Origin of the sequence: Streptomyces cyaneofuscatus (assembly GCF_000718135.1) — a bacterium.
GTDB classification, from domain to species: Bacteria; Actinomycetota; Actinomycetes; order Streptomycetales; family Streptomycetaceae; genus Streptomyces; species Streptomyces cyaneofuscatus.
This window is the reverse complement of the sequence record NZ_JOEM01000001.1, coordinates 444,604-468,149: the sequence shown is the minus strand read 5'-3', so window position 1 is coordinate 468,149 and position 23,546 is coordinate 444,604. Positions and strand designations below refer to the sequence as shown.

Sequence of the window (23,546 nt, the reverse complement as noted above, 5' to 3'; positions counted from 1 at the left end):
TACTCCACCCGACTTTCCGGTCACTGTTACGCATCGACGGAAGGCGCCGCCCAGCGCTCTACGCGCGTAGGCGCTAGAGTGCCCAGATGACGAGCCAGACCCCGAATGTCCCTGATTCCGACCAGATCCGGCGCGCCCCCAAGGTGCTGCTCCACGACCACCTCGACGGCGGCCTGCGCCCGGGCACGATCATCGAGCTGGCCCGCGCGCAGGGTTACGACTCCCTCCCCGAGACCGAGGCCGACAAGCTCGGCGTCTGGTTCCGCGAGGCCGCCGACTCCGGTTCGCTTCCCCGGTATCTGGAGACCTTCGCCCACACCTGCGCCGTCATGCAGACCCGTGACGCGCTCTTCCGGGTGGCCGCGGAGTGCGCCGAGGACCTCGCCGAGGACGGCGTCGTCTACGCGGAGATCCGGTACGCCCCCGAGCAGCACCTGGAAGGCGGCCTGACCCTCGAAGAGGTCGTCGAGGCGGTCAACGCGGGCTTCCGCGAGGGCGAGCGCATCGCCCGCGCCAACGGCCACCGCATCCGCGTCGGCGCCCTGCTCACCGCGATGCGGCACGCGGCCCGCGCGCTGGAGATCGCCGAGCTCGCCAACAGCTACCGCGACCAGGGCGTCGTCGGCTTCGACATCGCGGGCGCCGAGGCCGGCTTCCCTCCCACCCGCCACCTCGACGCGTTCGAGTACCTCAAGCGGGAGAACAATCACTTCACGATCCACGCGGGCGAGGCCTTCGGCCTGCCGTCGATCTGGCAGGCCCTCCAGTGGTGCGGCGCCGACCGGCTCGGCCACGGGGTGCGGATCATCGACGACATCGAGGTCGCGGAGGACGGCTCGGTCGCTCTCGGCCGCCTCGCCTCCTACGTACGCGACAAGCGCATCCCGCTGGAGATGTGCCCGACGTCCAACCTCCAGACCGGCGCCGCCACCTCGTACGCCGAGCACCCGATCGGGCTGCTGCGGAAGCTGCATTTCCGCGTCACCGTGAACACGGACAACCGCCTCATGAGCGGGACGAGCATGAGCCGGGAATTCGAGCTGCTGACCGAGGCATTCGGATACACGCTCGACGACATGCAGTGGTTCACCGTCAATGCGATGAAATCAGCTTTCATTCCTTTCGACGAACGTCTGGCGATGATCAACGAGGTCGTCAAGCCCGGTTATGCCGAGCTGAAGTCCGAGTGGCTTTTCCGTCAGACCGCTGTGACCAGCGGTTCTGCCGCTGCCGCGAGCTGACGTTCGGGATGGGGAAGACGGCCGGGAAGCGAATTCCCGGCCGTTTTTCGCGTGTCGGGGTGTTTGCGGACGGGGTGGCGGGATGACTACCGTGCAGAGCCGCTCACATCCCCTTCCCCAAGGATGAATTCTTCATGAAGAAGACCGCTGCCAAGACTCTCGGTGTCGCCGCTCTCGGCGCCGCTTTCGCCGCTGCCGCCGCCGGGAGCGCCTCCGCCGCCCCCTCGCTGCCGCTCGACACCGTGGCCGGTGCGCTCCCCGTCTCCACCATGGCGCTGGAGAGCGTCGCCACGGCGGCCCAGAACGCGCCGGTCCAGGAGACCGTCGGCAAGGTCCTCGGCGGCGACGCCACCGACGCCGCCGCCCCGGTCACCGGCCTGCTCGGCGGACTGCCCACCCAGGGCCTCACCGCCAACGGCATCCCGCTCGGCGGCTGACCCGCACCCGGACACAGCAGTGGGGCGCACACCCTGACCAGGGTGTGCGCCCCACCTGCGTGTACGCGGCCGCCTCGGCCGGCCCCGTCACCAGGCCGTCGCGGACGAGGAGGACTTCTCCGAGGGCAGCAGCGCCCACAGGGCCAGATAGATCAGGAACTGCGGGCCGGGCAGCAGACACGAGACGACGAAGATGACGCGCATCGTGGAGGCCGAGGTGCCGAAGCGCCGTGCCAGCCCCGCGCACACACCGCCGATCATGCGGCCTTCAGTGGGGCGGACCAGTGCGGCCATGGTGGGCTCCTTCGCGAACGTAGCGGCGGGAGCGGACCGGTCGTGGCCTGCTCCACCGGGAAGCCGGGAGCCGGTCTGTGCTGCTCCCGATGTATCCATGGTGCGCCCGCGAAGGGGGACAAAGCATCGCTCTACGGGGCGATGCCGACCCTGGTAATCGTCGGGGTCGAACCCCCAGGGGCCTCGTCCCTGAGACGGGTCTCCTGCCGGTACCGGGGCAGGTCCCGTACGCCCGGCACTCCCCGGCGGCGCAGCCGCGCCCGGCACACCGGGACGACCAGCAGATGGGCCAGGACCACGCCGGCGGTGTTCAGCAGCACCGAGTCGATGTCGACCACCTGGCCCGGCACCCCGGTCTGGCCCAGCTCGATGGCGAGCGAGATCAGCGCCCCGGCCGCCACCGTCCGCAGCAGCGACACCCAGGGCGAGACGAAGATCCGGCCCCCGGCCATCGGCAGCAGCACCCCGAGCGGCGCCAGCAGGAGCAGCGCCCCGCCGATCCGGCGGGCGGCCTCGACCGGGCCGAGCGCGAGGTCGGCCCTGATCGAGGCGAGCGGCTCGAAGTTGGCGGCCGTGATCCAGGGCACGTCCAGCGGGCGCAGCGTCAGCCACCCGACGAGCAGCAGATGCGCGAGGAGGAGAGTGACCCCCGCCGCGCGGAAGTGGATGACGGTCTGACCGTCCGAACCTTGACGCACGTCCACCAAGACGCCACGACCGGCCAGATCGGTTCCGTGACTTCGCCGGGGGCCTGCTGCGGCCCCTCAGCTCCGTGCGGGTCCTCAGTCCGGATCGAGGACGTCCGGCGTGGTCCCGTCCTGCGGCCGCGCCTTCGTCTGCGAGGTGCACAGATAGCCGCGCGGCGGGTACTCCCCGGGGCCGCCCAGGACCACCGAGCCCTTCGTCACCAGCGCCTCGTTCTCCGCGTACGTGCACACCAGCTGGGCCAGCGCCTCCTCCGACAGGTCCTCGGGCTGGCTGCTCAGCCGCAGGGTGCCCGCCGGGTCGCCGGCGCGGGAGGGCTCCACCCGCAGCTCCGCCGGGACCGCCGTGGAGAACCCGGCCCGGCGCTCGCTCTCGGGCGGCGCCTGCCGCACCTGGTCCAGCAGGGCACGGGCGGCCCCCAGCGCACCGGACCCGGACGCGTCCGCCGGCACCGGCCGGTCCACGGTCACCAGCTGCGAGGCGCACACCAGGTACACCGGTGCCGCCACGCTGTCCGGGGACCGGGTCGTGACATCCGCCGATGGCAGCTTGCACGGCACCCGGGACGGCGCGGCCCCGGCGTCCACGGGCACGGACGTCGTCCGGATCCCGCACCCCGAGGCCAGCGTGACGGCCGCCAGGGCGGCGGCCAGCACGGCGACGGCGGCGCGCCGCCGCGGGGCACGCCGGGCACGTGCGGCACGTGAGGCACGCGGCTCAGGCCGGAACGCACCGGTCATGACGCCCCACCGTCCTCACTGTCGTCGTCGTCGTCGCCCCGCCCGCCGGCGCCGTCCGCCCCGCCGCCGGTCAGCTCCGAGGCGTCACGCGGCAGCCGCAGGACGAAGACCGCCCCGCCGTCGGGAGAGTTGGCGGCCGTGATGTCACCGCCGTGGATGTGCGCGTTCTCCATGGCGATGGAGAGCCCGAGCCCGCTGCCCTCCGAACGCGGCCGGGAGGCGCTGGCCTTGTAGAACCGGTCGAAGACGTGCGGCAGCACCTCCTCGGGGATGCCCGGACCGTGGTCCCGTACCTCGATGACCAGCTCCTCGCCCTCGGTCCGCACCCGGACCCCCACCGGCGACCCCCCGTGCTTGAGGGCGTTGCCGATCAGGTTGGCCAGGATCACGTCCAGGCGGCGCGGGTCGAGGCGGACCATCATGCCGCGCTCCGCGTCCAGGTCCACCGCGTCCAGCCAGGCCCGCGCGTCGATGCACGCGGTGACCTGGTCGGCCACGTCCACGTCGTCCAGGACCAGGCGCGCGGTGCCCGCGTCGAAGCGGGTCACCTCCATCAGGTTCTCCACCAGGTCGTTCAGCCGCCGGGTCTCGCTCACCACGAGGTGCACGGCGGGCGCGATCATCGGGTCGAGGCTGTCCGCCTCGTCCTCCAGCACCTCGGCCACCGCCGTGATCGCGGTCAGCGGGGTGCGGAGCTCGTGCGACATGTCGGCGACGAACCGCCGGCTGGACTCCTCCCGCGCGCTCATGTCCGCGACCTTCTTCTCCAGCGAGCTCGCGGTCCGGTTGAACGTACGGGAGAGGTCGGCGAGTTCGTCCGTACCGGAGACCGTGAGCCGGGTGTCGAGCTTGCCCTCGCCCAGCTTGCGGGCCGCGTCACCGAGCCGCTGCACGGGCCGCAGCACCGTCGTCGCGGCCGCCTGCGCCAGCAGCGCCGAACCGATCAGCGCCAGCGTGGTGGCGATCCCCAGCGACCAGGCCAGCGAGTTGAGGTCCTGCCGCTCCTGGTCCAGGGACTTGAGCATGTACCCGGTCGGCCCGCCGCCGATGATCCGCGTACCGGCGACCAGGTACGGGGTGCCCGCGATGCTCGTACGCTGCCAGAACAGGTGGTACTCGTGCTCGTTGTCCGAGTTCAGCGGCTGCTTGCGGGCCACCTGCTTCTGCAACGAGTCCGGCACGTAGTCCAGGGTGAAGTCGTCCAGGTCGGAGAAGCCGGTGATCGGCTTGCCGCGCTCGCGCTCGTCCACCAGCAGCACGTTGTAGCCGGGACCGCCGGAGGCCATCTGCTCGGCGGCCCGCTGGAGGTCGTTGTAGGTGGGCCGCACCGGCAGCGCCGCCGCCGTCTCCTGCATCTGCCGCCGGAAGTCGTCGAGCGCGCTGTCCTGCGTACGGGTCAGCACGGCCTCGCGGTTGAGCCAGTACGCGATCCCCGAGGCGGAGACCGCGGCCGTCAGCGCCACCAGCGCGAACACCACGACGAGCCGCAGCCGCAGACTGGTCCAGCGCAGCCCCGCCCGCAGGGACCGCTTGGCTCTCTCCGTCACTGAGGCGAGTCCAGCCGGTAGCCCACGCCCCGCACCGTACGGATCAGGGTCGGCGAGGACGGTACGTCCTCCACCTTGGCGCGCAGCCGCTGGACACAGGCGTCCACCAGGCGTGAGTCGCCCAGGTAGTCGTGCTCCCACACCAGGCGCAGCAGCTGCTGGCGGGAGAGGGCCTGGCCGGGCCGGCGGCTCAGCTCCAGCAGGAGCCGCAGCTCGGTCGGCGTGAGCTGCAGATCCTCACCGCCCTTGGTGACGGTCATGGCGGAGCGGTCGATGACCACGTTGCCGAAGGTCGCCGAGTCGGTCGACTCGCGCTCACCGCGGCGCAGCACCGCTCGGATCCGGGCGTCCAGCACCCGGCCCTGGACGGGTTTGACCACATAGTCGTCCGCGCCGGACTCCAGTCCCACCACGACGTCGATGTCGTCGCTGCGCGCGGTCAGCAGAATGATCGGCAGCTGGTCGGTGCGCCGGATGCGCCGGCACACCTCGAAACCGTCGATACCGGGCAGCATCACATCCAGCACGACCAGGTCGGGGCGCTGCTCACGCAGCAGCTCCAGGCCGTCCTCTCCCGTCGCCGCGGTGGCCACACGGTGGCCCTGGCGTGACAACGAGAGTTCGAGGGCCGTGCGGATGGCGTCGTCGTCCTCGATCAGCAGCAGGAAAGGCACGAGCGTCATTCTGGCCCATGGTGGCGCTTCAGTTCGACCTGTGGCCCGGTCCGATGTCCGGGCACGGCCGCAACTGCCCCTGTGACAGGCCTGTGACAGTCGGGGGACAGCGCCATGAAACTGCCCCGGCAAGCTCTTGGTCAGCAGGAAAACGCAGGGAACGAACGGACTTCACCGATCTCCACCGATCTCCACCGATTAAGGGGGCGCAAGATGAACGCACTGCACAGCACCAGCTCAAGCGCAGTGGTGACGCGTCTCCACGACGTCGGCCGGTCCGCGGAGAAGTCCGGCGCCACGACGAGCATGCGGGGGTGTGTCCGGGGCGCAGGGCGTCAGCACCTGCCGTCGCCGTCGGCTGCGGAGCAGGCGCGCAAGCCGTACATGACGGTGGTCGACGCCCCCACGGGGGAGAGCACGGGGGAAAACGGGGGAAGCGCGTACGGGGAGGTCACGGGGGACCGCACCCGGACGGAGACCGAGGCCGCCGAAGCGGCGTTCACGGCCTACGTCCAGGAGCGGCGGGCCTCCCTGTACGCAACCGCCTACCACCTGACCGGCGACCGGTTCGAGGCCGAGGACCTGCTGCAGAGCGCCCTCTTCTCGACGTACCGGGCGTGGGACAGGATCAGCGACAAGGCGGCGGTCGGCGGCTATCTGCGCCGCACCATGACCAACCTGCACATCAGCGCCTGGCGCCGGCGCAAGCTGAACGAATACCCGACCGAGGAGCTCCCGGAGACGGTGGGCGACACGGACGCGATGCGCGGCACGGAGCTGCGGGCGGTGCTCTGGCAGGCGCTCGCCCGGCTGCCCGAACTCCAGCGCACGATGCTGGTCCTGCGGTACTACGAGGGCCGCACCGACCCGGAGATCGCGTCGATCCTCGACATCAGTGTCGGCACGGTGAAGTCGAGCATCTGGCGGTCCCTCCGCCGGCTGCGCGAGGACGAGGTCCTCAGCTTCGGACGTGACGAGCAGGAGTCCTTCGGCGAGCTGGTGGCCTGAGGCAGCGGGGGAAACGGGGGAACGGCCACTGCTTCGGGGGAGGCAGGGGCTACGGGGGAGCAGTGAAAACGGGGCCGAGGGGGGCCCGAGGGGAACACGGGGGAAACGGTCCGTCGCTTCGGGGGAGGCGCCGGCCACGGGGGAAACGCAGCGGGGTCGTACGGGCCGGGGGGTCCTGTACGGCCCCGTTCGCCGTGCCGGCAACGGCCGGCCGGCCCTGAGGGCCCGGCTCGTTCCCGTACGGGCATGGCGGAAAAGTGCTTGTTAGTCTGAGCGGATCACGTCAAGTGTGGGCGTTCGAGGAAACTCATGGGGGCCAAGTGAGCAGTCAGGCAGGCGAACGGACAGCGGCGGGCGCGGAGGACGGCGGGTCGGCCTCCATGCAGCTCAACGAGGCCCCCGCGGATCCTTCCCCGCCTCCCGTGTACGGCCCCTTCGCGCCGGGGCAGGGCCCCGACGCCTCGACCCAGGTCCCTTACGCCCCCGGATACGCGCCGCCGTTCGCGCCCTCGCTGGCCACCGACCCGGCGCGCAAGAAGGCAGCGGCCGAGGCCATCCGTACGCACATCAAGCCCCAGACCAAGAGCGCCGGCGAGCACACGGACGAGGAGACCTCGGCCGCCGTCAAGGCGCTCGGCGCCAAGGACGGCGACGGGTGGGTCACCTCCCGTGCGCTGAAGGACGCGCACCAGACGTGGGGCGGGCAGGTGCGGTCCATGCTGGGCCGGCTCGACGCGGACATCAACAGCCTGAACGGCGCCCGCCGGAACCTCTTCGGGGCCGACGTGCAGAGCGGGCTGGGGTTCGGCCGGACCTCGCCGTTCGAGAACTACTGACGGTCACGGAGCGGAAAAGCCGACTCGGCGCGTTCATCAGGCATTCCGGACGACAGCGACACCGGACGACGGGGACAAGGGCATGCCCACCTATCACGAGATCATGACGACGGACCTCTCCGTTCTCACCACGGCCGCGGACAAGTGGACCGGCATGGCAGGCGAGTTCGGCAAGCAGGAGAAGGCGTACGAGAAGGAGGTCCAGGGCATCACGCTGGAGCGGACCTGGATCGGCCAGAGCGCGGACGCCGCCAACGCGCAGTTCCGCGTCATGCTCAACGAGTACCGGGCGGCCCAGACCCAGGCCAAGGCGATCGCCTCGCTGCTGCGGGACGCGCACACCCAGTTCACCGAGTTCAAGAGCAAGCTCCAGACGGTGAAGGCCGACGCTCTCAAGGCCGACATGCTGATCTCCGACGCCGGCAGGGTCACCTTCGACATGTCGAGCCTGAGCGAAAGTTCCCGGACCGTCTACCGCCACGACCCGGACTACCAGAAGTCCGTACGCGACGCGGTCGGCTCGTGGCAGCGGGCGATCGACCGGCTGGTCGCGCAGACGTCGGACGCCGACGCCGGTGTCCAGATCGCGCTGAAGGCGGTGGTGAAGGACACCGACGCCACGGACGGCACCAGGGACGGCTTCAACGGCCAGGCCCTCGGGGACGTCGAGGCGTACGAGCTGCGCAACTCCGAGGAGATAGCCGAGCGCCTGCGCGACGGCAAGAAGGTCTCCGACGCCGACCTCGCCGAGCTGGACCGGGCGATGCGGGACCAGGCCGGCGACAAGGTCTTCGCCCAGGGCCTGCTGAACAAGCTCGGCCCTGAGGGCCTGGTCAAGCTGAGCGATGTCATGTCCGACCGGGAGCGGGACGGCGGCTCCTCCGCAGGCCAGTACACCAAGCTCCTGGGCGGACTGGCGAACACGGTCGCGACGGCCACCCAGGTCCCGGGTTCGATGGCGGACGCGGGGCCCGGCTCGGCGAAGTACGAGTCCTGGCTGAACAGCGCTGACGGCGCGTTCTACAAGAAGTTCACCGAAGGCCTCAAGGAGGCCGGGGCCAAGAACTTCGACTCGAAGACCAACCCGATGTACGGCTACCGCCCGTTCGTCGAGATGATGACCCGCGCCGACCAGCCGTTCGACGACCAGTTCCTCAACCAGCTCGGCCACGACATGATCGCCGCCGAGAAGGACAACCGGGCCATCTTCGAGCAGTGGGGCGGTAACCACCGCGAGGGCCGGGCCGACGCGCTCGACAGCCTGCTCGGCGTGATGAGCAAGAACCCCGACGCCGCCACTGCCTTCTTCGACCCGGAGCTGGACAACGGCCAGGCGCACCTGGACTACCTGGTGGGCAACGGGGACGACGCGCGGGAGTGGCCGCAGCAGCACATCGTGGCCGGATCCACGCTCATCACCAACGACGACCCGCTCAGCCGCCACGGCCTGGGGCTCGCGCTGGAGGCCGGGGCGACGGGGGAGGAGCCGGGCACTCCGCTGGGCAAGCCCGGACCCCACAGCGAGGGGCAGGCCCGGGTCATGCAGGGGATCATCGCCGCGCTGGATCAGGGCACCAAGGGCGACACCGTTCCCGAGGCCCTCAAGCTGCCGCTGGGCCGGGTGCTGAACGACTACACGGCGGACACGCACGCCATCCTCGGCGGGTACGCGCCGGGCAGCCCGAGCGGCCTGGACGACGTCGAAGGATCGGGCGACAGTGCCTCCATCACCAACAGCAAGGCCAGCCTGCTGCGGGTGATGCGTGGCGTGTCGGACGGTGTGGCCGGTGAGGACGCGGACGGGAACCCCATCCGGGTCTTCGATGCGCTATACGAGGCGCAGCGCCAGTACGCGGTGGAGTACCTGGACACGGGCGACCGCGTTCCCCAGAGCAGCTTGACCCAGAATGTGACCGGCTGGGATGTCAGGTCACGTGATGTGGGACAGGCCTTCGGCGGCATGAACGCCATTGCCACGGACATGATCCTCGACGTTCGTGACGCCGAGATCGGGAAGATCAACGACCAGGCGCGTTATGGCTACCACGGTCTCGGAGCGGTGGCCAACATGATTCCTCAGGCCGGCGACATCGCGCAGCGGGCCGTGGACGCCGCCACCTACGAGTGGTCCAAGGGCGCTGCGGATGAGGCGGAGCTGGTGGCGAAGGGCCAGGTCAGCGAGAAAACGGCGTGGGGCATCACCAGCACGAACGGCCTCATTCAGGACTGGGCTGACACCCGTGGGGCCGACAAGGAGAGCAACGCCGTCCGGAACGCCGTCCAGGAGGCGGGACAGAGCTACATCACCGGCCGCGAAGAGGCCTATTCGGCCCTGCGAACCAGGAAGTGAGCACGTGAGCACAGCAGCAGGAGCGGCAGGCCGTTCGCGTCCGGCGTGGAAGGTCTGGGCGGTCGTGGCCGCCGTCGTCGTGGTGATCGCGGGGCTGTTGCACGCCTGGCGCAACACGAATGTGCTGACGGCGGACCGGCTCTGTGGGGACCTGGTCTCGGCGGAGCAGGTGGACGCGGTGCTTCCGGGGTCCGGGCGTCTGGACGCCGAAGGGGACGGTCTGGACGGCGACGACCTGACGGATACGACGTGCAGGGTCGAGAAGTCGTCCGTCGTCCTCGGTTCCGGCGAGAGCGGGCTCAGCGTCCGGCTCTGGGGGGTACGGGGCTACGACCCGCTGACGTTCGACGGGGAGCCCTACCCGCCGGGCGCCTCGTACTTCACCGGTGAGGTGACCGGCGGGGTCGATGCGTACAAGGCGTGGGTCATGCTGCCCGAGAAGTGCTGGACCGACCGGCCGGTGGTCGCAGAGTTCAGCATCAACGAACCGGCTGCGGATCGCACCGCCTTCGCCGCCCTGGCCACCGACACCGCACGGACCATCGCGGCCCGGACCGAATGCGGTGACCTCCCTGAGAAGCCCGGAACGCTCGTGCCTCCCCGCTCCGATGCCGCGCGCCCGGTCTCCGAAGGACAGGTGTGCGGCCTGGACGGTCTGACCGTGGCGGGCCAGGTTCCGGCCGGGACGAAGGTGCTCGAAGAGGGCCAGAAGGCCCCCAGCGACCTGTGGTTCTGCAAGCTGACCCTGGACGGTGAGACGAGTGGCTTCGTCCGTGATGACGGCTTCATGAAGTACACCGCCACCCGGGACCCGCTGCTCATCGCCGCCCTGCGGAAGTTCCCGGGCACGGCCGAGGGCACGGCGCCGGACGGCCGGGAAGCCGAAATCGTCGACAAGGGCGCCGGATTCATCCTGCCCTGCGCCGACGGCGGCCCTCTCTACCTGGCGGCGGAGTCGGGGCAGCAGTACCTGGAGGCGAGCAAGCGCCACGCGGACCTGCCGAAGCGGGACGCGTACTTCGTCCCCTTCACCAAGGCCGCCGCCAAGACCTTCGGCTGCGCCGCCCCCGCCGCCACCGGCTGACGAAGGGCCCTACTCCGGCGCCCCCACCGTCGCCCGGCGGCACCGCCCCGCCGCGGCGGCGGCGAACCGCCCCAGCGCCTCCTCCTTGCCGCACGGGTAGGCCCCCAGCGCCGTCTGGCGGGCCACGATGCGCCGCTCGGCCCGCATCAGGCGCCAGCCGCGCCGCAGCAGGAACGGCACCGACTTGCGGCCCTCGCGCAGGTCCCGGACCAGGCGGCGGCGGAACGTGGTGGACGGGCGGCCGCGCAGGCACAGCGCGTCCGCCAGCAGGCCCAGCTCCTGGCAGCGGCCCACGATGTCCGCCGCGAAGATGCCCTCGGCCACGAAGAGCGGCGAGCGCTCGATGTGGAAGGTCTCGTGGTCCGTACGGGAGCTGGTGGCGATGTCGTACACCGGAACGTCCGTACGGCCCGACCGGCACAGCTCGGCGATGGCCGCCACCGCCGCGTCCGCGTCCCAGGACGCGGCGGAGTCCCAGTCGATGTCCGTGGAGCCGGGGACCCGGGGCAGCGTCGGGTCGTCGTGCTCCTTGTAGAAGTCGTCCAGGCGCAGCACCGGGAGGCCGGTGCGGGCGGCCAGGACGGACTTGCCGGAGCCGGAGGGGCCCGCGAGCAGCACGACGCGGGTCGGGATCGGTTGGGAACGGGAACTCACAGAACAGAAGTGTGAGGCATTGACCCGCGCAGGGGACCACCCGGGCCTCCTGTTGGTATCCAGCATCACACCTCAACTACTCTGCGCGTACGGACGATTACCCGACCAGGTCGATCAGGTGGAAACATGGCACTTCACGCACGCAAGCCCGAACGCCGCGCCCTGCTGCGCGCCGGTCTGACCGTGACCGCGCTGGGAGCGGCCCTGGGGGCCGGTGCGGGCGCCGCCCAGGCGGCCCCCACGCTGCCCCCGGTCGCGGAGATCCCCGAACAGGGCACCGCGGCCGTCCAGGCCGTCACGGAGAGCGCCGGGCCCGCGGTGACCAGCGCGCTCGGGACCTCGCTGACCAACAGCATCCGCCCCATCACCAACCTCCAGCTGCACCCGCTGGCCAAGACCGGGGTGGACCCGCTGGACAACGCGGTGGGCACCCAGGTCGCCGACTTCCAGCCGGTGTCGACGGCGATCCTCACCGACCCCCTCACCAGCGGCGGCGCGATCGCCGACCTGCCGGTGGTGGGGCAGGTGACCCAGCTGATCACCGGTTGACGCTTCCCGCACGCCGGAAGGGGCCGCCCCGGTCGTGGGGCGGCCCCTTCCGCGTACGACGGGAAGAGCGTCAGTACGACGAGCCCGAGGCCCCCAGCGCACCCGTCGGGTGCCAGACCGTCTTGGTCTCCAGGAAGGCCGTCAGCCGGTGCGTGCCGGGCGCGGCCAGCCAGTCGGTGGACGGGTCCGGGCCGTCCGCCTCGGCGGGGAGCGGGCGCAGGACCCGCTTCAGGTTGTCAGCCGCCGCGATCTCCAGCTCCTTGGCCAGTTCCGCGCCGGCGCCGGTGAGGTCGATCGCGTTGACGTCCTGGTGGGCGGCGAGCGGGGCCGCCAGCTCCGCCGTGGCGCCGGACAGGATGTTGACCACGCCGCCGGGGACGTCGGAGGTGGCCAGCACCTCGCCCAGCGAGAGCGCGGGCAGCGGGGCGTCGGCCGAGGCGATGACGACCGCCGTGTTGCCGGTGGCGATGACCGGGGCGATCACCGAGACCAGGCCGAGGAGTGACGACTTCTGCGGCGCGAGGACCGCGACCACACCGGTCGGCTCCGGGGTGGAGAGGTTGAAGAACGGGCCCGCGACCGGGTTCGCCCCGCCGGAGATCTGCCCGATCTTGTCGGTCCAGCCCGCGTACCAGACCCAGCGGTCGATCGCCGCGTCGACGACGGCCGCCGCCTTGGACTTCGACAGCCCCTCGGAGGCCGCCACCTCGCGGGCGAACTGCTCCTTGCGGCCCTCCAGCATCTCCGCGACGCGGTAGAGGACCTGGCCGCGGTTGTACGCGGTCGCGCCCGACCAGCCGCCGAACGCCTTCCGCGCGGCCACGACCGCGTCGCGCGCGTCCTTACGGGAGGATTGCGGCACGTTGGCGAGCCACGCACCCTTGGAGTCGGTCACCTCGTACACCCGGCCGCTCTCGGAGCGGGGGAACTTGCCCCCGACGTACAGCTTGTAGGTCTTGAAGACGCCAAGTCGGTTCTGCTCAGACATCGAGGTACGCCTCCAGGCCGTGGCGGCCGCCCTCGCGGCCGTAGCCCGACTCCTTGTAGCCGCCGAACGGCGACGTCGGGTCGAACTTGTTGAACGTGTTGGCCCAGACGACGCCCGCGCGGAGCTTGTTGGCCACCGCGAGGATGCGGGAGCCCTTCTCCGTCCAGATGCCGGCTGAGAGGCCGTACTGGCTGTTGTTGGCCTTGGCGACCGCCTCGTCCGGGGTGCGGAACGAGAGCACGGAGAGGACCGGGCCGAAGATCTCGTCACGGGCGACCGTGTGGGCCTGGGTGACGTTGGTGAAGAGGGTCGGCGCGAACCAGTACCCCGACGACGGCAGTTCGCAGGGGGCACTCCAGCGCTCCGCGCCCTCCGCCTCGCCGGTCTCCACCAGGGTGGTGATCCGGGCGAGCTGTTCGGCGGAGTTGATCGCGCCGATGTCGGTGTTCTTGTCCAGCGGGTCGCCGAGGCGCAGCGTCGAGAGCCGGCGCTTGAGCGCGTCCAGCACCTCGTCCTGGACCGACTCCTGGACGAGCAGGCGGGAGCCCGCGCAGCAGACCTGGCCCTGGTTGAAGAAGATGCCGGTCACGATGCCCTCGACGGCCTGGTCGATCGGGGCGTCGTCGAAGACGATGTTGGCGCCCTTGCCGCCCAGCTCCAGCGTGACCTTCTTGTCCGTGCCCGCGACCGAGCGCGCGATGGCCTTGCCGACGGCGGTCGAGCCGGTGAAGGCGACCTTGTTGACGTCGGAGTGCGTGACGAGGGCCTCGCCCGCGTCCCCGTAACCGGTCAGGATGTTCACGACACCCTTGGGCAGCCCGGCCTGGCGGCAGATGTCCGCGAAGAACAGCGCGGAGAGCGGAGTCGTCTCGGCGGGCTTCAGCACCACCGTGTTGCCCGTGGCGAGCGCCGGGGCGATCTTCCACGCGAGCATCAGCAGCGGGAAGTTCCACGGAATGACCTGGCCCGCCACACCCAGCGGCCGGGGGTTCGCCCCGTACCCCGCGTGGTCCAGCTTGTCGGCCCAGCCCGCGTAGTAGAAGAAGTGCGCGGCGACCAGCGGGAGGTCCGCGTCGCGGGTCTCCTTGATCGGCTTGCCGTTGTCGAGCGTCTCCAGGACGGCCAGCTCACGGCTGCGCTCCTGGATGATCCGCGCGATCCGGAACAGGTACTTCGCGCGCTCGGAGCCGGGCAGCGCCGACCACTTCTCGAACGCCTTCCGTGCCGCCTTCACGGCCCGGTCCACGTCCGCCGCGCCCGCCTGCGCGACCTCGGAGAGCACCTCCTCGGTGCTCGGCGAGACGGTCTTGAAGACCTTGCCGTCGGCGGCTTCGGTGAACTCACCGTCGATGAACAGCCCGTACGAAGGGGCGATGTCGACGACGGAACGGGACTCCGGCGCCGGTGCGTACTCGAATGCGGATGCCATGGCTTATCAGTCCACCGTCACGTAATCGGGGCCGGAGTAACGGCCGGTGCTGAGCTTCTGGCGCTGCATCAGCAGGTCGTTGAGGAGGCTGGAGGCGCCGAACCGGAACCAGTGGTTGTCCAGCCAGTCCTCACCCGCCGTCTCGTTCACCAGCACCAGGAACTTGACCGCGTCCTTGGTCGTGCGGATCCCGCCGGCCGGCTTCACACCGATCTGTACGCCGGTCTGCGCCCGGAAGTCGCGGACGGCCTCCAGCATCAGCAGCGTGTTGGCGGGGGTGGCGTTGGTGGCCACCTTGCCGGTCGAGGTCTTGATGAAGTCCGCGCCCGCCAGCATCCCGAGCCAGGAGGCCCGGCGGATGTTGTCGTACGTGGCGAGCTCACCGGTCTCGAAGATCACCTTGAGGCGGGCGGTGCCGCACTCGGCCTTCACGGCCAGGATCTCCTCGTAGACCTTCATGAACCGGCCGGAGAGGAAGGCCCCCCGGTCGATCACCATGTCGATCTCGTCGGCCCCGGCCGCCACGGCGTCACGGACATCCGCGAGCTTGACGTCCAGCGCGGCACGGCCGGCCGGGAAGGCGGTCGCCACGGACGCCACCTTCACACCGGAACCGGCGAGCGCGGCGGTGGCGGTCGCCACCATGTCGGGATAGACGCAGACGGCGGCGGTGCGCGGGGTCGTGCGGTCGGTCGGGTCGGGGTGGACGGCCTTGGCGGCGAGAGCCCGGACCTTGCCCGGGGTGTCCGCGCCTTCCAGCGTCGTCAGGTCGATCATCGAGATGGCGAGATCGATGGCGTACGCCTTGGCCGTCGTCTTGATCGAACGGGTTCCGAGGGAGGCGGCGCGCGCTTCGAGGCCGACGGCGTCGACGCCGGGCAGCCCGAAGAGGAAGCGGCGCAGCGCACTGTCGGACGCCGTCGCGTCGGAGAATGCGGGAGCAGTGGTGGGCATGGTCACCAGGGGAGCATATCTACGCGCGTAGCGACCTGTACAGGGGGACGGCCCAACCGTGCGCACCGCCACACATGCGCGTGGGGCAGATGCCCCTCCCCCCGGGGCCGTCAGGCACAATCGGCCCCATGACGAGCCCCACGCCCCCTGATGAGCCGCAGTTCGCCGACCGGATCTACCGCTCCGCGGCCGGGCTGGTCTGCGGGTCGCTGCTCCTTGTGCTGACCGTCCTGCTGGCCGGCGACGCCGTGATCCGGGGCTCGGGGCGGACGCCGTGGCTGGCCCTGGCCGGGCTGCTCACCGCGGTGCCGCTGATCGTGGCGTTCAGTCTGCGGCCCGCCGTGTTCGTGAACGACGACCGCGTCCGGATCCGCAACCCGTTCCGGACGATCCAGCTGCCCTGGGCCGAGGTCGCCAGTGTCCGAGCCGCCTACACCTCCGAGCTGATCTCCGGCGACGGCACGAAGTACCAGCTGTGGGCGGTGCCCGTCTCGCTGCGCGACCGCAAGAAGGCCGCGCGGGCGGCGTCCCGGCCGCCGCGCAAGGGGAGGGGCGCCGGGTTGTCCCTGGGCCCCGGGTTCGGCGCCGACGCCCCGCAGCCCACCGATCCGACCGTCGCCACCGGCGACCAGACGATCAAGGAGCTGCGGGAGCTGGCCGAGCGCGCGGGCGACCCCCAGAGCGACGGCCCCGGCACGGTCACCGTGCGGTGGGCGTACGAGGTGATGGCCCCGGCCGTCGTCGGGGCGGTCCTGCTCGCGGTGCTGTGGGCGACCGGCTGAGGCGTACCGGCGGTGGACCAGGTCGCACAGCGGCCGCCTGAGCCGGACCGCGAGAGCCTGAGCTGGACCGCGACCGCCTGATCTGGACCGCGGCCGCCTGAGCCGGACCGGCGGCGGACCAGGCCGCGTCCGGCGGCCCGGTGAGCCGCCTTCCCGGCCTCCGCGTCAGATCCCGGCGGCCGCCGCCAGGTCCCGCTTGATCCCGGCGAGCAGCTCCGCGCCCCGCGCCCGTGCGGCGGGCAGCCCGGCGGCATCCGCGACCGGGACCACGACCTCCAGGTAGCACTTCAGCTTCGGCTCGGTGCCGCTCGGGCGGACGATCACCCGGGCCCCCTCCAGCTGGTAGCGCAGCCCGTCGGTGGGCGGCAGCGCCTCCGTGCCCTGCGACAGGTCCTCGGCCGAGGTGACCGCGAGGCCCGCGAGGGCGGTAGGCGGCTGCTCGCGGAGGCGGGCCATGGCGTCCGCGATGACCGTCAGGTCCTCCACCCGCACCGAGAGCTGGTCGGTGGCGTGCAGGCCGTGGGCGAGCGCCAGGTCGTCCAGCAGGTCGAGCAGCGTACGGCCCTGCTCCCTGAGTACGGAGGCGAGCTCGGCGACGAGCAGGGCGGCGGTGATGCCGTCCTTGTCGCGGACGCCCTCGGGGTCGACGCAGTAGCCGAGCGCCTCCTCGTACCCGTACCGCAGGCCGTCCACCCGGGCGATCCACTTGAAGCCGGTCAGGGTCTCCTCGTAGCCGAGGCCCGCCTTCTCGGCGATCCGGCCGAGCAGCGACGACGACACGATGGACTCCGCGAACACGCCGGAGACGCCCCGCTCGACCAGGTGCGCGGCGAGCAGCGCGCCCACCTCGTCGCCGCGCAGCATCCGCCAGCCGCCCTCGGTGGCGGTGTCGGGCACGGCGACGGCGCAGCGGTCCGCGTCCGGGTCGTTGGCGATGATCAGGTCCGGCGCCGCCCGGCGTGCGGTGGCGAAGGCGAGATCCATCGCGCCGGGCTCCTCCGGGTTGGGGAAGGCCACGGTGGGGAACGCGGGGTCGGGCTCGGCCTGCTCGGCGACGAGCACAGGCGCGGGGAACCCGGCGCGCTCGAAGGCGGCGGTCAGCACGGAGGTGCCGACGCCGTGCATGGCGGTGTAGACGGTGCGGGCGGTACGGGGGCTGCCGGGGGCCAGGACGGCGTCCGTACGGGCGAGATAGGCGGCCAGGACCTCTTCGCCGAGGGTCTCCCAGCCGTCCTCGGGGCGTACGACGTCCGCCAGCTGGCCGACCGCGGCGATGGCGGCGGCGATCTCGCCGTCGGCCGGGGGCACGATCTGCGAGCCGTCGCCGAGGTAGACCTTGTAGCCGTTGTCGCGGGGCGGGTTGTGGCTGGCGGTGACCTCGACGCCGGCGACGGCGCCAAGGTGCCTTATGGCGTACGCGAGTACGGGGGTGGGGAGCGGGCGGGGGAGGACGGCGGCGCGGAGGCCGGCGCCGGTCATCACGGCCGCGGTGTCGCGGGCGAAGTCCTCCGACTTGTAGCGGGCGTCGTAGCCGATGACGACGAGGCCGCCGGCCTGGCCCTGGGCCTTCAGGTACGCGGCGAGGCCCGCCGCCGCCCGGATCACCACGGACCGGTTCATCCGCATGGGGCCCGCGCCCAGCTCGCCGCGCAGTCCGGCGGTGCCGAACTGGAGCGTGCCCGCGAAACGGTCGGCGAGCTCGGCGGTGTCGCCCGCCTCGATGAGGGCACCCAGCTCGTCGCGCGTCTCGGGGTCGGGGTCCTCGGCCAGCCAGGTCCTGGCCTGCGCGATGAGGTCGTGCTGCACGGGGTCCGCCTTTCGGGGTGTGCGGGTGGGGTGGTGCGGGGTGTCCGGTGGGGCCGGGTGGGGCGGTGCGGCGGGCGGGGGTGGGCGCTGCGCGGGCTGTTCCCCTCCCCGCCCCTTCCCGAAACTGGGGCGCCGCCCCGGACCCCGGTCCTCAAACGCCGGACGGGCTGAAAAGGAAGCCGGACCGGCGCGGCCGGCAGGCCTAGATGCGGTCCAGCACCCGGGCCAGCAGCGCGCCCATCCGGGTCGCCGAGTCGCGGCCCGCCTGGAGGACCTCCTCGTGGTTCAGGGGCTCGCCGGAGAGGCCCGCCGCCAGGTTGGTGACCAGGGAGAGGCCGAGCACCTCGGCGCCCGCCTCGCGGGCCGCGATGGCCTCCAGGACGGTGGACATGCCGACCAGGTCGCCGCCCATGACCCGGACCATGTTGATCTCGGCCGGGGTCTCGTAGTGCGGGCCGGGGAACTGGACGTACACGCCCTCTTCGAGGGTGTCGTCGATCTCCTTGCACAGCGCGCGCAGGCGCGGCGAGTACAGGTCGGTCAGGTCGACGAAGTTGGCGCCGACGATCGGCGAGGTCGCCGTGAGGTTGATGTGGTCGCTGATCAGCACCGGCTGTCCGGGGCGCATGCCCTCGCGCAGGCCGCCGCAGCCGTTGGTCAGGACGACCGTCTTGCAGCCCGCGGCCACCGCCGTACGGACTCCGTGGGCGACGGCGGCGACGCCGCGGCCCTCGTAGTAGTGCGTGCGGCCGAGGAAGACCAGCGCGCGCTTCTCGCCGATCTTGTACGAGCGGATGGTGCCGCCGTGGCCCTCGACCGCGGGCGCCGGGAAGCCGGGGAGCGCGGTGACGGGGAACTCGGCTTCCGGCTCGCCGAGTGCTTCGCCCGCGGGCGCCCAGCCGGAGCCCATGACCAGGGCGACGTCGTGGGTCTCGGCGCCGGTCAGCTCGCGCAGGCGGGCGGCGGCCCCGGCAGCGGCTGCGTACGGGTCGCCCTGGATGTTGTCCGGAATAACTGATGCGTTCACGCGGAAGAGCGTAACCGCTGAATGCCTACGCGCGTAGATGTACCGGTGCAAAGACTCGCCGGTTGGCTTTGTGGCTTCGCACGAAGAGTGGCGGCCGCACCCCGCTCAGCAGGGCCGTTTGCGCAGGCCCATCACGTAGTCGTGCGGGGCGCCGGCGGATTCGGCGGCGTCCGCGATCTCGCCGAGGTAGCGCGCCGAGGGCAGGCCGCCCTCGTACCCGTTCAGCACGTACATCCAGGCCGGCTCCTCGCCGTCCAGAGTGTGCACACGGACGCGCATGCGCCGGTAGATGTCGAGCCCGACGCCCTCCCAGCGGTCCATGGAGTCCTCGTCCATCGGCGCCAGGTCGTACAGCGCGACGAAGACCTGGGAGCGCGGCGCCTCCACCACGGTGGCCAGCGACCCCTCCCAGCCCATCTGCTCCCCGCCGAAGGTCAGCCGCCAGCCGTTGAGCCAGCCGGTGCTGCGCATCGGGGAATGCGGGGCGCGGCGGGTCATGAGCCGCGCGTCGAGGTTGCCGGCGTACGCGGCGTAGAGCGACATGGGTCCGAGGGTACGGGAGGGGGGCGCGGGAGTGCCGGTTCCTGTGACGAAGGCCCCGGTCGGGGGAGTGCCGGGCGGGGGTTCGAAGAGGTGTGCGGGTGGGGCGATTCCGGTACGGCGGCGGCCTCCGCGCCGGTACGCCCGGAGCCCTGGCTCCCGTGCGTCCGGAGCCCCGGCTCCCGTATGGAGGGCCCCGGGGCGAATCCGCTTGGCGCGTGCGGGACAATGGAGTACGTACTGCATTCCCCCGGGGCGATCCCCCGGACCCCCGGCCGGGGCGGCAGACGGCCGTGGGGATGACACCCACGCGAGGCGGACTTTTCGTGACCCGGATCGTGATCATCGGCGGCGGCCCCGGCGGCTACGAGGCGGCTCTGGTGGGCGCCCAGCTCGGCGCGGAGGTGACCGTCGTCGACTGCGACGGCCTCGGCGGAGCCTCGGTACTCACCGACTGCGTGCCATCGAAGACCCTGATCGCGACGGCCGAGGTGATGACGACCTTCGACTCCTCGTACGAGGAGCTGGGGATCATCGTCGCCGACGACACGCCGCACAAGGAGCACGCGGCGAGGGTGGTCGGGGTCGACCTGGGCAAGGTCAACCGCCGCGTCAAGCGCCTGGCGCTCGCCCAGTCCCACGACATCACCGCCTCCGTCACCCGGGCCGGCGCCCGCGTGATGCGCGGCCGCGGCCGGCTCGACGGGCTCCAGGCGGCCGACGGCTCCCGCCAGGTCGTCGTCACCGCCGCCGACGGCACCGAGGAGCGGCTCAGCGCCGACGCCGTGCTGATAGCGACCGGCGGCCACCCCCGCGAGATCCCGGACGCGCAGCCGGACGGCGAGCGCATCCTGAACTGGACCCAGGTCTACGACCTCGACGAACTCCCCGAGGAGCTCATCGTGGTCGGCTCCGGTGTCACCGGCGCCGAGTTCGCCGGGGCGTACCAGGCGCTCGGCTCCCGCGTCACCCTCGTCTCCTCCCGCGACCGGGTGCTGCCGGGTGAGGACCCGGACGCCGCCGCCGTGCTGGAGGACGTCTTCCGGCGCCGCGGCATGAACGTGATGTCCCGCTCCCGCGCCCAGTCGGCCAAGCGGGTCGGCGACCGGGTCGAGGTGACGCTGGCCGACGGCCGGGTCATCACCGGCTCGCACTGCCTGATGGCGGTCGGCGCGATCCCCAACACCGCGGGCATGGGCCTGGAGGAGGCCGGCGTACGGCTGAAGGACTCCGGCCACATCCTGACCGACCGGGTCTCGCGCACCAGCGCCCCCGGCGTCTACGCGGCCGGAGACGTCACCGGGATCTTCGCGCTGGCCTCGGTGGCGGCGATGCAGGGCCGGATCGCGATGTACCACTTCCTCGGCGACGCGGTCGCCCCGCTGAACCTCAAGACGGTCTCCGCCAACGTCTTCACCGACCCGGAGATCGCCACCGTCGGCTACAGCCAGGCGGACGTGGACGCGGGCAAGATCGACGCCCGGGTGGTGAAGCTGCCGCTGCTGCGCAACCCGCGCGCCAAGATGCAGGGCATCCGCGACGGCTTCGTCAAGATCTTCTGCCGTCCCGGTACGGGGATCGTGGTCGGCGGCTGCGTCGTCGCGCCGCGCGCCAGCGAACTGATCCACCCGATCTCGCTCGCGGTCGACAACAACCTGACCGTGGAACAGATCGCAAAGGCGTTCACCGTGTACCCGTCGCTGTCCGGATCGATCGCAGAGGTGGCCCGGCAGCTGCACACCCGCAAGCTGACGGACGAGGGCTGACACCAAGTCAAGACCCGCTGTAGGCCTTGTGGTTGCCGGGGAATTCCGACATTCCCCGGCAACCCCTGTCAGTCCGGGCGAGGGTGCTGACCGCTCGGCGATCACACCCGGACAACAACGAAAGCCCCTATACCACTTCGGTGACCGCCGGATGTACAACTTCCGTTATTCGGCGCAAACTGCTGAAAACTCACCGGCGGCCAGGTTACTGTCAGTTTCGTGTTCGCTGCAGAACGTCGTCAGTTGATCCTCGAAATGGTGCGTGCCAACGGGGCGGTATCGCTCCGTGAGCTCGCCCGCGTCGTCCAGACCTCCGAAGTGACCGTACGGCGGGACGTGCGGGCACTGGAGGCAGAAGGACTCCTCGACCGCCGGCACGGCGGTGCGGTCTTGCCGGGCGGTTTTACGCGGGAGTCCGGCTTTCCGCAGAAATCCCATCTCTCCACCGCGGAGAAGACGGCCATCGCCGACCTGGCGGCCTCGCTGGTCGGTGAGGGCGAGGCCATCGTGGTCGGCGCCGGTACGACCACGCAGGAGCTGGCCCGCCGGCTCGCGCGGGTCCCCGGCCTGACCGTCGTCACCAACTCGCTGCTGGTCGCCCAGGCGTTGGCCCATGCCAACCGGGTGGAGGTCGTCATGACCGGCGGCACCCTGCGCGGCAGCAACTACGCGCTGGTGGGCAGCGGGGCCGAGCAGTCCCTCCAAGGGCTGCGGGTCTCCCGGGCCTTCCTCTCCGGGAGCGGCCTCACGGCGGAGCGTGGCCTGTCCACCTCCAACATGCTCTCGGCCAGCGTGGACCGGGCCCTCGTGCAGGCCGCCGCGGAGGTGGTCGTCCTGGCGGACCACACGAAGCTGGGCGCCGACACGATGTTCCAGACGGTGCCCACGGAACTGATCACCCGCCTGGTGACGGACGAGCCCCCGCTCCACGACGAGCGCGCGGCCGCGGAGCTCCAAGCGCTGGCGGACCAGGGCGTGGAGGTCACGGTGGCGGGCCCGGACGCGGAGACGGGCGAGGCACCCCCCGGGGACCGCCGCCCCCGCCGCGACATGCCGCTCCCGGGCCAGCGCCGGACGACGACGGGCCGGGCCGGAGGCCTGGGACCGCAACTGCGCAGCGCGTCGTCCCTGTCCGACCAGGCATCGTCGTCGGGCGAGCGGGCCCGGGTGGCGGACCTGCGGCGGCGGTAGGCCCGGGCCCCTGTCGGGGGCGCTGCCCCCGAACCCCCGCTCCGCGCCTGTCAGCCCCTCCGGCGTTTGAGGAGCGGGGTCCGGGGCGGAGCCCCGAAACCTCAGCCCGTCCGGCGCTTGAGGACGAAAGGGGTCCGGGGCGGAGCCCCGGTTTCGGGAAGGGGCGGGGCGGGGGGAGGCCCCGCGCAGCGGCCCACCTACCCGCGGCCGCCCACCGACCGCACCCCCTACTTCAACCCCCGCAACGTCAGCCGCAGCAACCGCCCCGCCAGCTCCGGATCATCCGCCGACTGCTCCGCCGCCAGCGCGATCGCGTTCGTCAGCTGCAGCAGATCGTCGATCGAGACATCCGCCCGCACCGACCCGCTCTCTTGCGCCCGCCGCAACAGCCCCGCCCCCGCCTCCCGCAACGGCAGATGGCACTGGGCGAGCGCCGAAGTCTCGTCCTGCGAGGCCGACATGAGCGCGCGGGCCAGCCCGCGGTACTCACCCGCGTGAGCGACGATCGCCCCCAGCCAGTCCACCAGCGCCCGGCACGGAGCCTCGGCGCCCGCCAGCTCGCGGGAGCGGTCCAGGAGGGAGCGCAGGGCGTCCTGGAAGACCGCGTTCATCAGGGCGTGCCGGTGGGGGAAGTGGCGGTACAGAGTGCCGATGCCCACGCCCGCCTGCCGCGCGATGTCCTCCAGCGAGGCATCCGTGCCGTGTTCGGCGAAGGCCGTACGGGCCACGCCGACCAGCCGTTCGTGGTTGCGGCGGGCGTCCGCGCGCATCGGCCGCTCCGGCGGCCGTGCCGTGCCCGGCTCCATCGAGATCGGCCCTGCCATGGCTCCCGCCCTCCCTCGGTCTATAGGGCTGTCGGGATCCAGGATGCCACTGCACGCGAAGGGGCCCGGCCGCGTCTTTGACGACGCCGGCCGGGCCCCTCCGTACGAATCCGTACGGAC

General features: G+C 71.7%; 23 protein-coding genes. 10 read left to right on the top strand and 13 right to left on the bottom strand.

The window, feature by feature from the left end:
- Positions 1–86 precede the first annotated feature (86 nt).
- Together IF17_RS0102250 and IF17_RS0102245 are read left to right on the top strand one after the other, a co-directional pair.
- Complete coding sequence (locus IF17_RS0102250) at positions 87–1,241, top strand: adenosine deaminase (RefSeq protein WP_030561588.1); 1,155 nt, start codon at positions 87–89, stop codon at positions 1,239–1,241.
- A gap of 134 nt (positions 1,242–1,375) precedes the next feature.
- On the top strand, positions 1,376–1,678 hold the full coding sequence (locus IF17_RS0102245) for a hypothetical protein (RefSeq protein ID WP_030561586.1): 303 nt from the start codon (positions 1,376–1,378) through the stop codon (positions 1,676–1,678).
- A gap of 87 nt (positions 1,679–1,765) precedes the next feature.
- On the opposite strand, the gene IF17_RS0102240 is transcribed toward IF17_RS0102245, so the two are convergent.
- From IF17_RS0102240 to afsQ1, 5 genes are all read right to left on the bottom strand, one after another.
- A complete protein-coding gene (locus tag IF17_RS0102240) occupies positions 1,766–1,972 on the bottom strand; it encodes a PspC domain-containing protein (protein ID WP_018510427.1) in 207 nt (68 codons plus the stop codon).
- 131 nt (positions 1,973–2,103) lie between these two features.
- Positions 2,104–2,676, bottom strand: coding sequence for a VanZ family protein (locus tag IF17_RS0102235; RefSeq protein ID WP_030561584.1), 573 nt, complete (start codon positions 2,674–2,676; stop codon positions 2,104–2,106).
- Positions 2,677–2,754: 78 nt separating this feature from the next.
- Entirely contained in the window at positions 2,755–3,417 is a 663-nt protein-coding gene (locus IF17_RS0102230; protein ID WP_030561581.1) for a hypothetical protein, read from the bottom strand.
- A complete protein-coding gene (locus tag IF17_RS0102225; protein WP_030561579.1) occupies positions 3,414–4,964 on the bottom strand; it encodes a sensor histidine kinase in 1,551 nt (516 codons plus the stop codon). The genes IF17_RS0102230 and IF17_RS0102225 overlap by 4 nt, the downstream gene beginning before the upstream one ends.
- The gene (afsQ1, locus tag IF17_RS0102220) at positions 4,961–5,638 is read right to left on the bottom strand and encodes a two-component system response regulator AfsQ1 (RefSeq protein WP_078533099.1); all 678 of its coding nucleotides are present in this window, start codon (positions 5,636–5,638) and stop codon (positions 4,961–4,963) included. Before afsQ1 ends, IF17_RS0102225 begins: the two co-directional genes overlap by 4 nt.
- 213 nt (positions 5,639–5,851) lie before the next feature.
- Here afsQ1 and IF17_RS01000000136095 point away from each other — a divergent pair, with 213 nt between their 5' ends.
- From IF17_RS01000000136095 to IF17_RS0102200, 4 genes are all read left to right on the top strand, one after another.
- A complete protein-coding gene (locus IF17_RS01000000136095; RefSeq protein ID WP_030561577.1) occupies positions 5,852–6,646 on the top strand; it encodes a SigE family RNA polymerase sigma factor in 795 nt (264 codons plus the stop codon).
- A 320-nt stretch (positions 6,647–6,966) separates the two neighbouring features.
- Positions 6,967–7,482 carry a hypothetical protein gene (locus tag IF17_RS0102210; RefSeq protein WP_373036583.1) on the top strand — a complete coding sequence of 172 codons (516 nt, stop codon included), beginning with the start codon at positions 6,967–6,969 and terminating at the stop codon, positions 7,480–7,482.
- Positions 7,483–7,564: 82 nt separating this feature from the next.
- Entirely contained in the window at positions 7,565–9,832 is a 2,268-nt protein-coding gene (locus IF17_RS0102205; RefSeq protein WP_030561573.1) for a hypothetical protein, read from the top strand.
- Positions 9,833–9,896: 64 nt separating this feature from the next.
- Complete coding sequence (locus IF17_RS0102200; RefSeq protein ID WP_030561571.1) at positions 9,897–10,916, top strand: hypothetical protein; 1,020 nt, start codon at positions 9,897–9,899, stop codon at positions 10,914–10,916.
- Positions 10,917–10,925: 9 nt separating this feature from the next.
- Here the strand turns inward: IF17_RS0102200 and IF17_RS0102195 are convergent, their stop codons facing one another.
- On the bottom strand, positions 10,926–11,636 hold the full coding sequence (locus tag IF17_RS0102195; protein ID WP_026241177.1) for a nucleoside/nucleotide kinase family protein: 711 nt from the start codon (positions 11,634–11,636) through the stop codon (positions 10,926–10,928).
- A 60-nt stretch (positions 11,637–11,696) separates the two neighbouring features.
- Between IF17_RS0102195 and IF17_RS0102190 the strand changes: the two genes are divergently transcribed.
- Complete coding sequence (locus tag IF17_RS0102190; RefSeq protein ID WP_030561569.1) at positions 11,697–12,119, top strand: hypothetical protein; 423 nt, start codon at positions 11,697–11,699, stop codon at positions 12,117–12,119.
- A gap of 70 nt (positions 12,120–12,189) precedes the next feature.
- Here IF17_RS0102190 and IF17_RS0102185 read toward each other — a convergent pair whose 3' ends face one another.
- The 3 genes from IF17_RS0102185 to deoC are packed head-to-tail and all read right to left on the bottom strand — an operon-like array spanning position 12,190 to position 15,490.
- Positions 12,190–13,107 (bottom strand): aldehyde dehydrogenase family protein, encoded by a 918-nt coding sequence (locus IF17_RS0102185; RefSeq protein WP_030561567.1) that lies wholly within the window; start codon positions 13,105–13,107, stop codon positions 12,190–12,192.
- A complete protein-coding gene (locus tag IF17_RS0102180) occupies positions 13,100–14,536 on the bottom strand; it encodes an aldehyde dehydrogenase family protein (protein ID WP_030561565.1) in 1,437 nt (478 codons plus the stop codon). Before IF17_RS0102180 ends, IF17_RS0102185 begins: the two co-directional genes overlap by 8 nt.
- A 6-nt stretch (positions 14,537–14,542) precedes the next feature.
- Positions 14,543–15,490: a deoxyribose-phosphate aldolase gene (deoC, locus tag IF17_RS0102175; protein ID WP_030561564.1), complete on the bottom strand. Its 948-nt coding sequence runs from the start codon at positions 15,488–15,490 to the stop codon at positions 14,543–14,545.
- A gap of 128 nt (positions 15,491–15,618) precedes the next feature.
- Between deoC and IF17_RS0102170 the strand changes: the two genes are divergently transcribed.
- Positions 15,619–16,272, top strand: coding sequence for a PH domain-containing protein (locus IF17_RS0102170; protein WP_030561563.1), 654 nt, complete (start codon positions 15,619–15,621; stop codon positions 16,270–16,272).
- 165 nt (positions 16,273–16,437) lie between these two features.
- Here IF17_RS0102170 and IF17_RS0102165 read toward each other — a convergent pair whose 3' ends face one another.
- From IF17_RS0102165 to IF17_RS0102155, 3 genes are all read right to left on the bottom strand, one after another.
- Positions 16,438–18,078: a phospho-sugar mutase gene (locus tag IF17_RS0102165; RefSeq protein ID WP_030561562.1), complete on the bottom strand. Its 1,641-nt coding sequence runs from the start codon at positions 18,076–18,078 to the stop codon at positions 16,438–16,440.
- Positions 18,079–18,280: 202 nt separating this feature from the next.
- Positions 18,281–19,105: a purine-nucleoside phosphorylase gene (locus IF17_RS0102160; protein WP_030561561.1), complete on the bottom strand. Its 825-nt coding sequence runs from the start codon at positions 19,103–19,105 to the stop codon at positions 18,281–18,283.
- 105 nt (positions 19,106–19,210) lie between these two features.
- Entirely contained in the window at positions 19,211–19,648 is a 438-nt protein-coding gene (locus tag IF17_RS0102155; RefSeq protein ID WP_030561558.1) for a gamma-glutamylcyclotransferase family protein, read from the bottom strand.
- A gap of 323 nt (positions 19,649–19,971) precedes the next feature.
- Between IF17_RS0102155 and IF17_RS0102150 the strand changes: the two genes are divergently transcribed.
- Positions 19,972–21,411 (top strand): NAD(P)H-quinone dehydrogenase, encoded by a 1,440-nt coding sequence (locus tag IF17_RS0102150; protein ID WP_030561556.1) that lies wholly within the window; start codon positions 19,972–19,974, stop codon positions 21,409–21,411.
- Positions 21,412–21,630: 219 nt separating this feature from the next.
- Positions 21,631–22,602: a DeoR/GlpR family DNA-binding transcription regulator gene (locus IF17_RS0102145; protein ID WP_076965721.1), complete on the top strand. Its 972-nt coding sequence runs from the start codon at positions 21,631–21,633 to the stop codon at positions 22,600–22,602.
- Between the two features lie 227 nt (positions 22,603–22,829).
- On the opposite strand, the gene IF17_RS0102140 is transcribed toward IF17_RS0102145, so the two are convergent.
- Positions 22,830–23,372, bottom strand: a complete 543-nt coding sequence (locus IF17_RS0102140) for a TetR/AcrR family transcriptional regulator (protein WP_443045842.1) — start codon at positions 23,370–23,372, stop codon at positions 22,830–22,832.
- Positions 23,373–23,546: the final 174 nt, after the last annotated feature.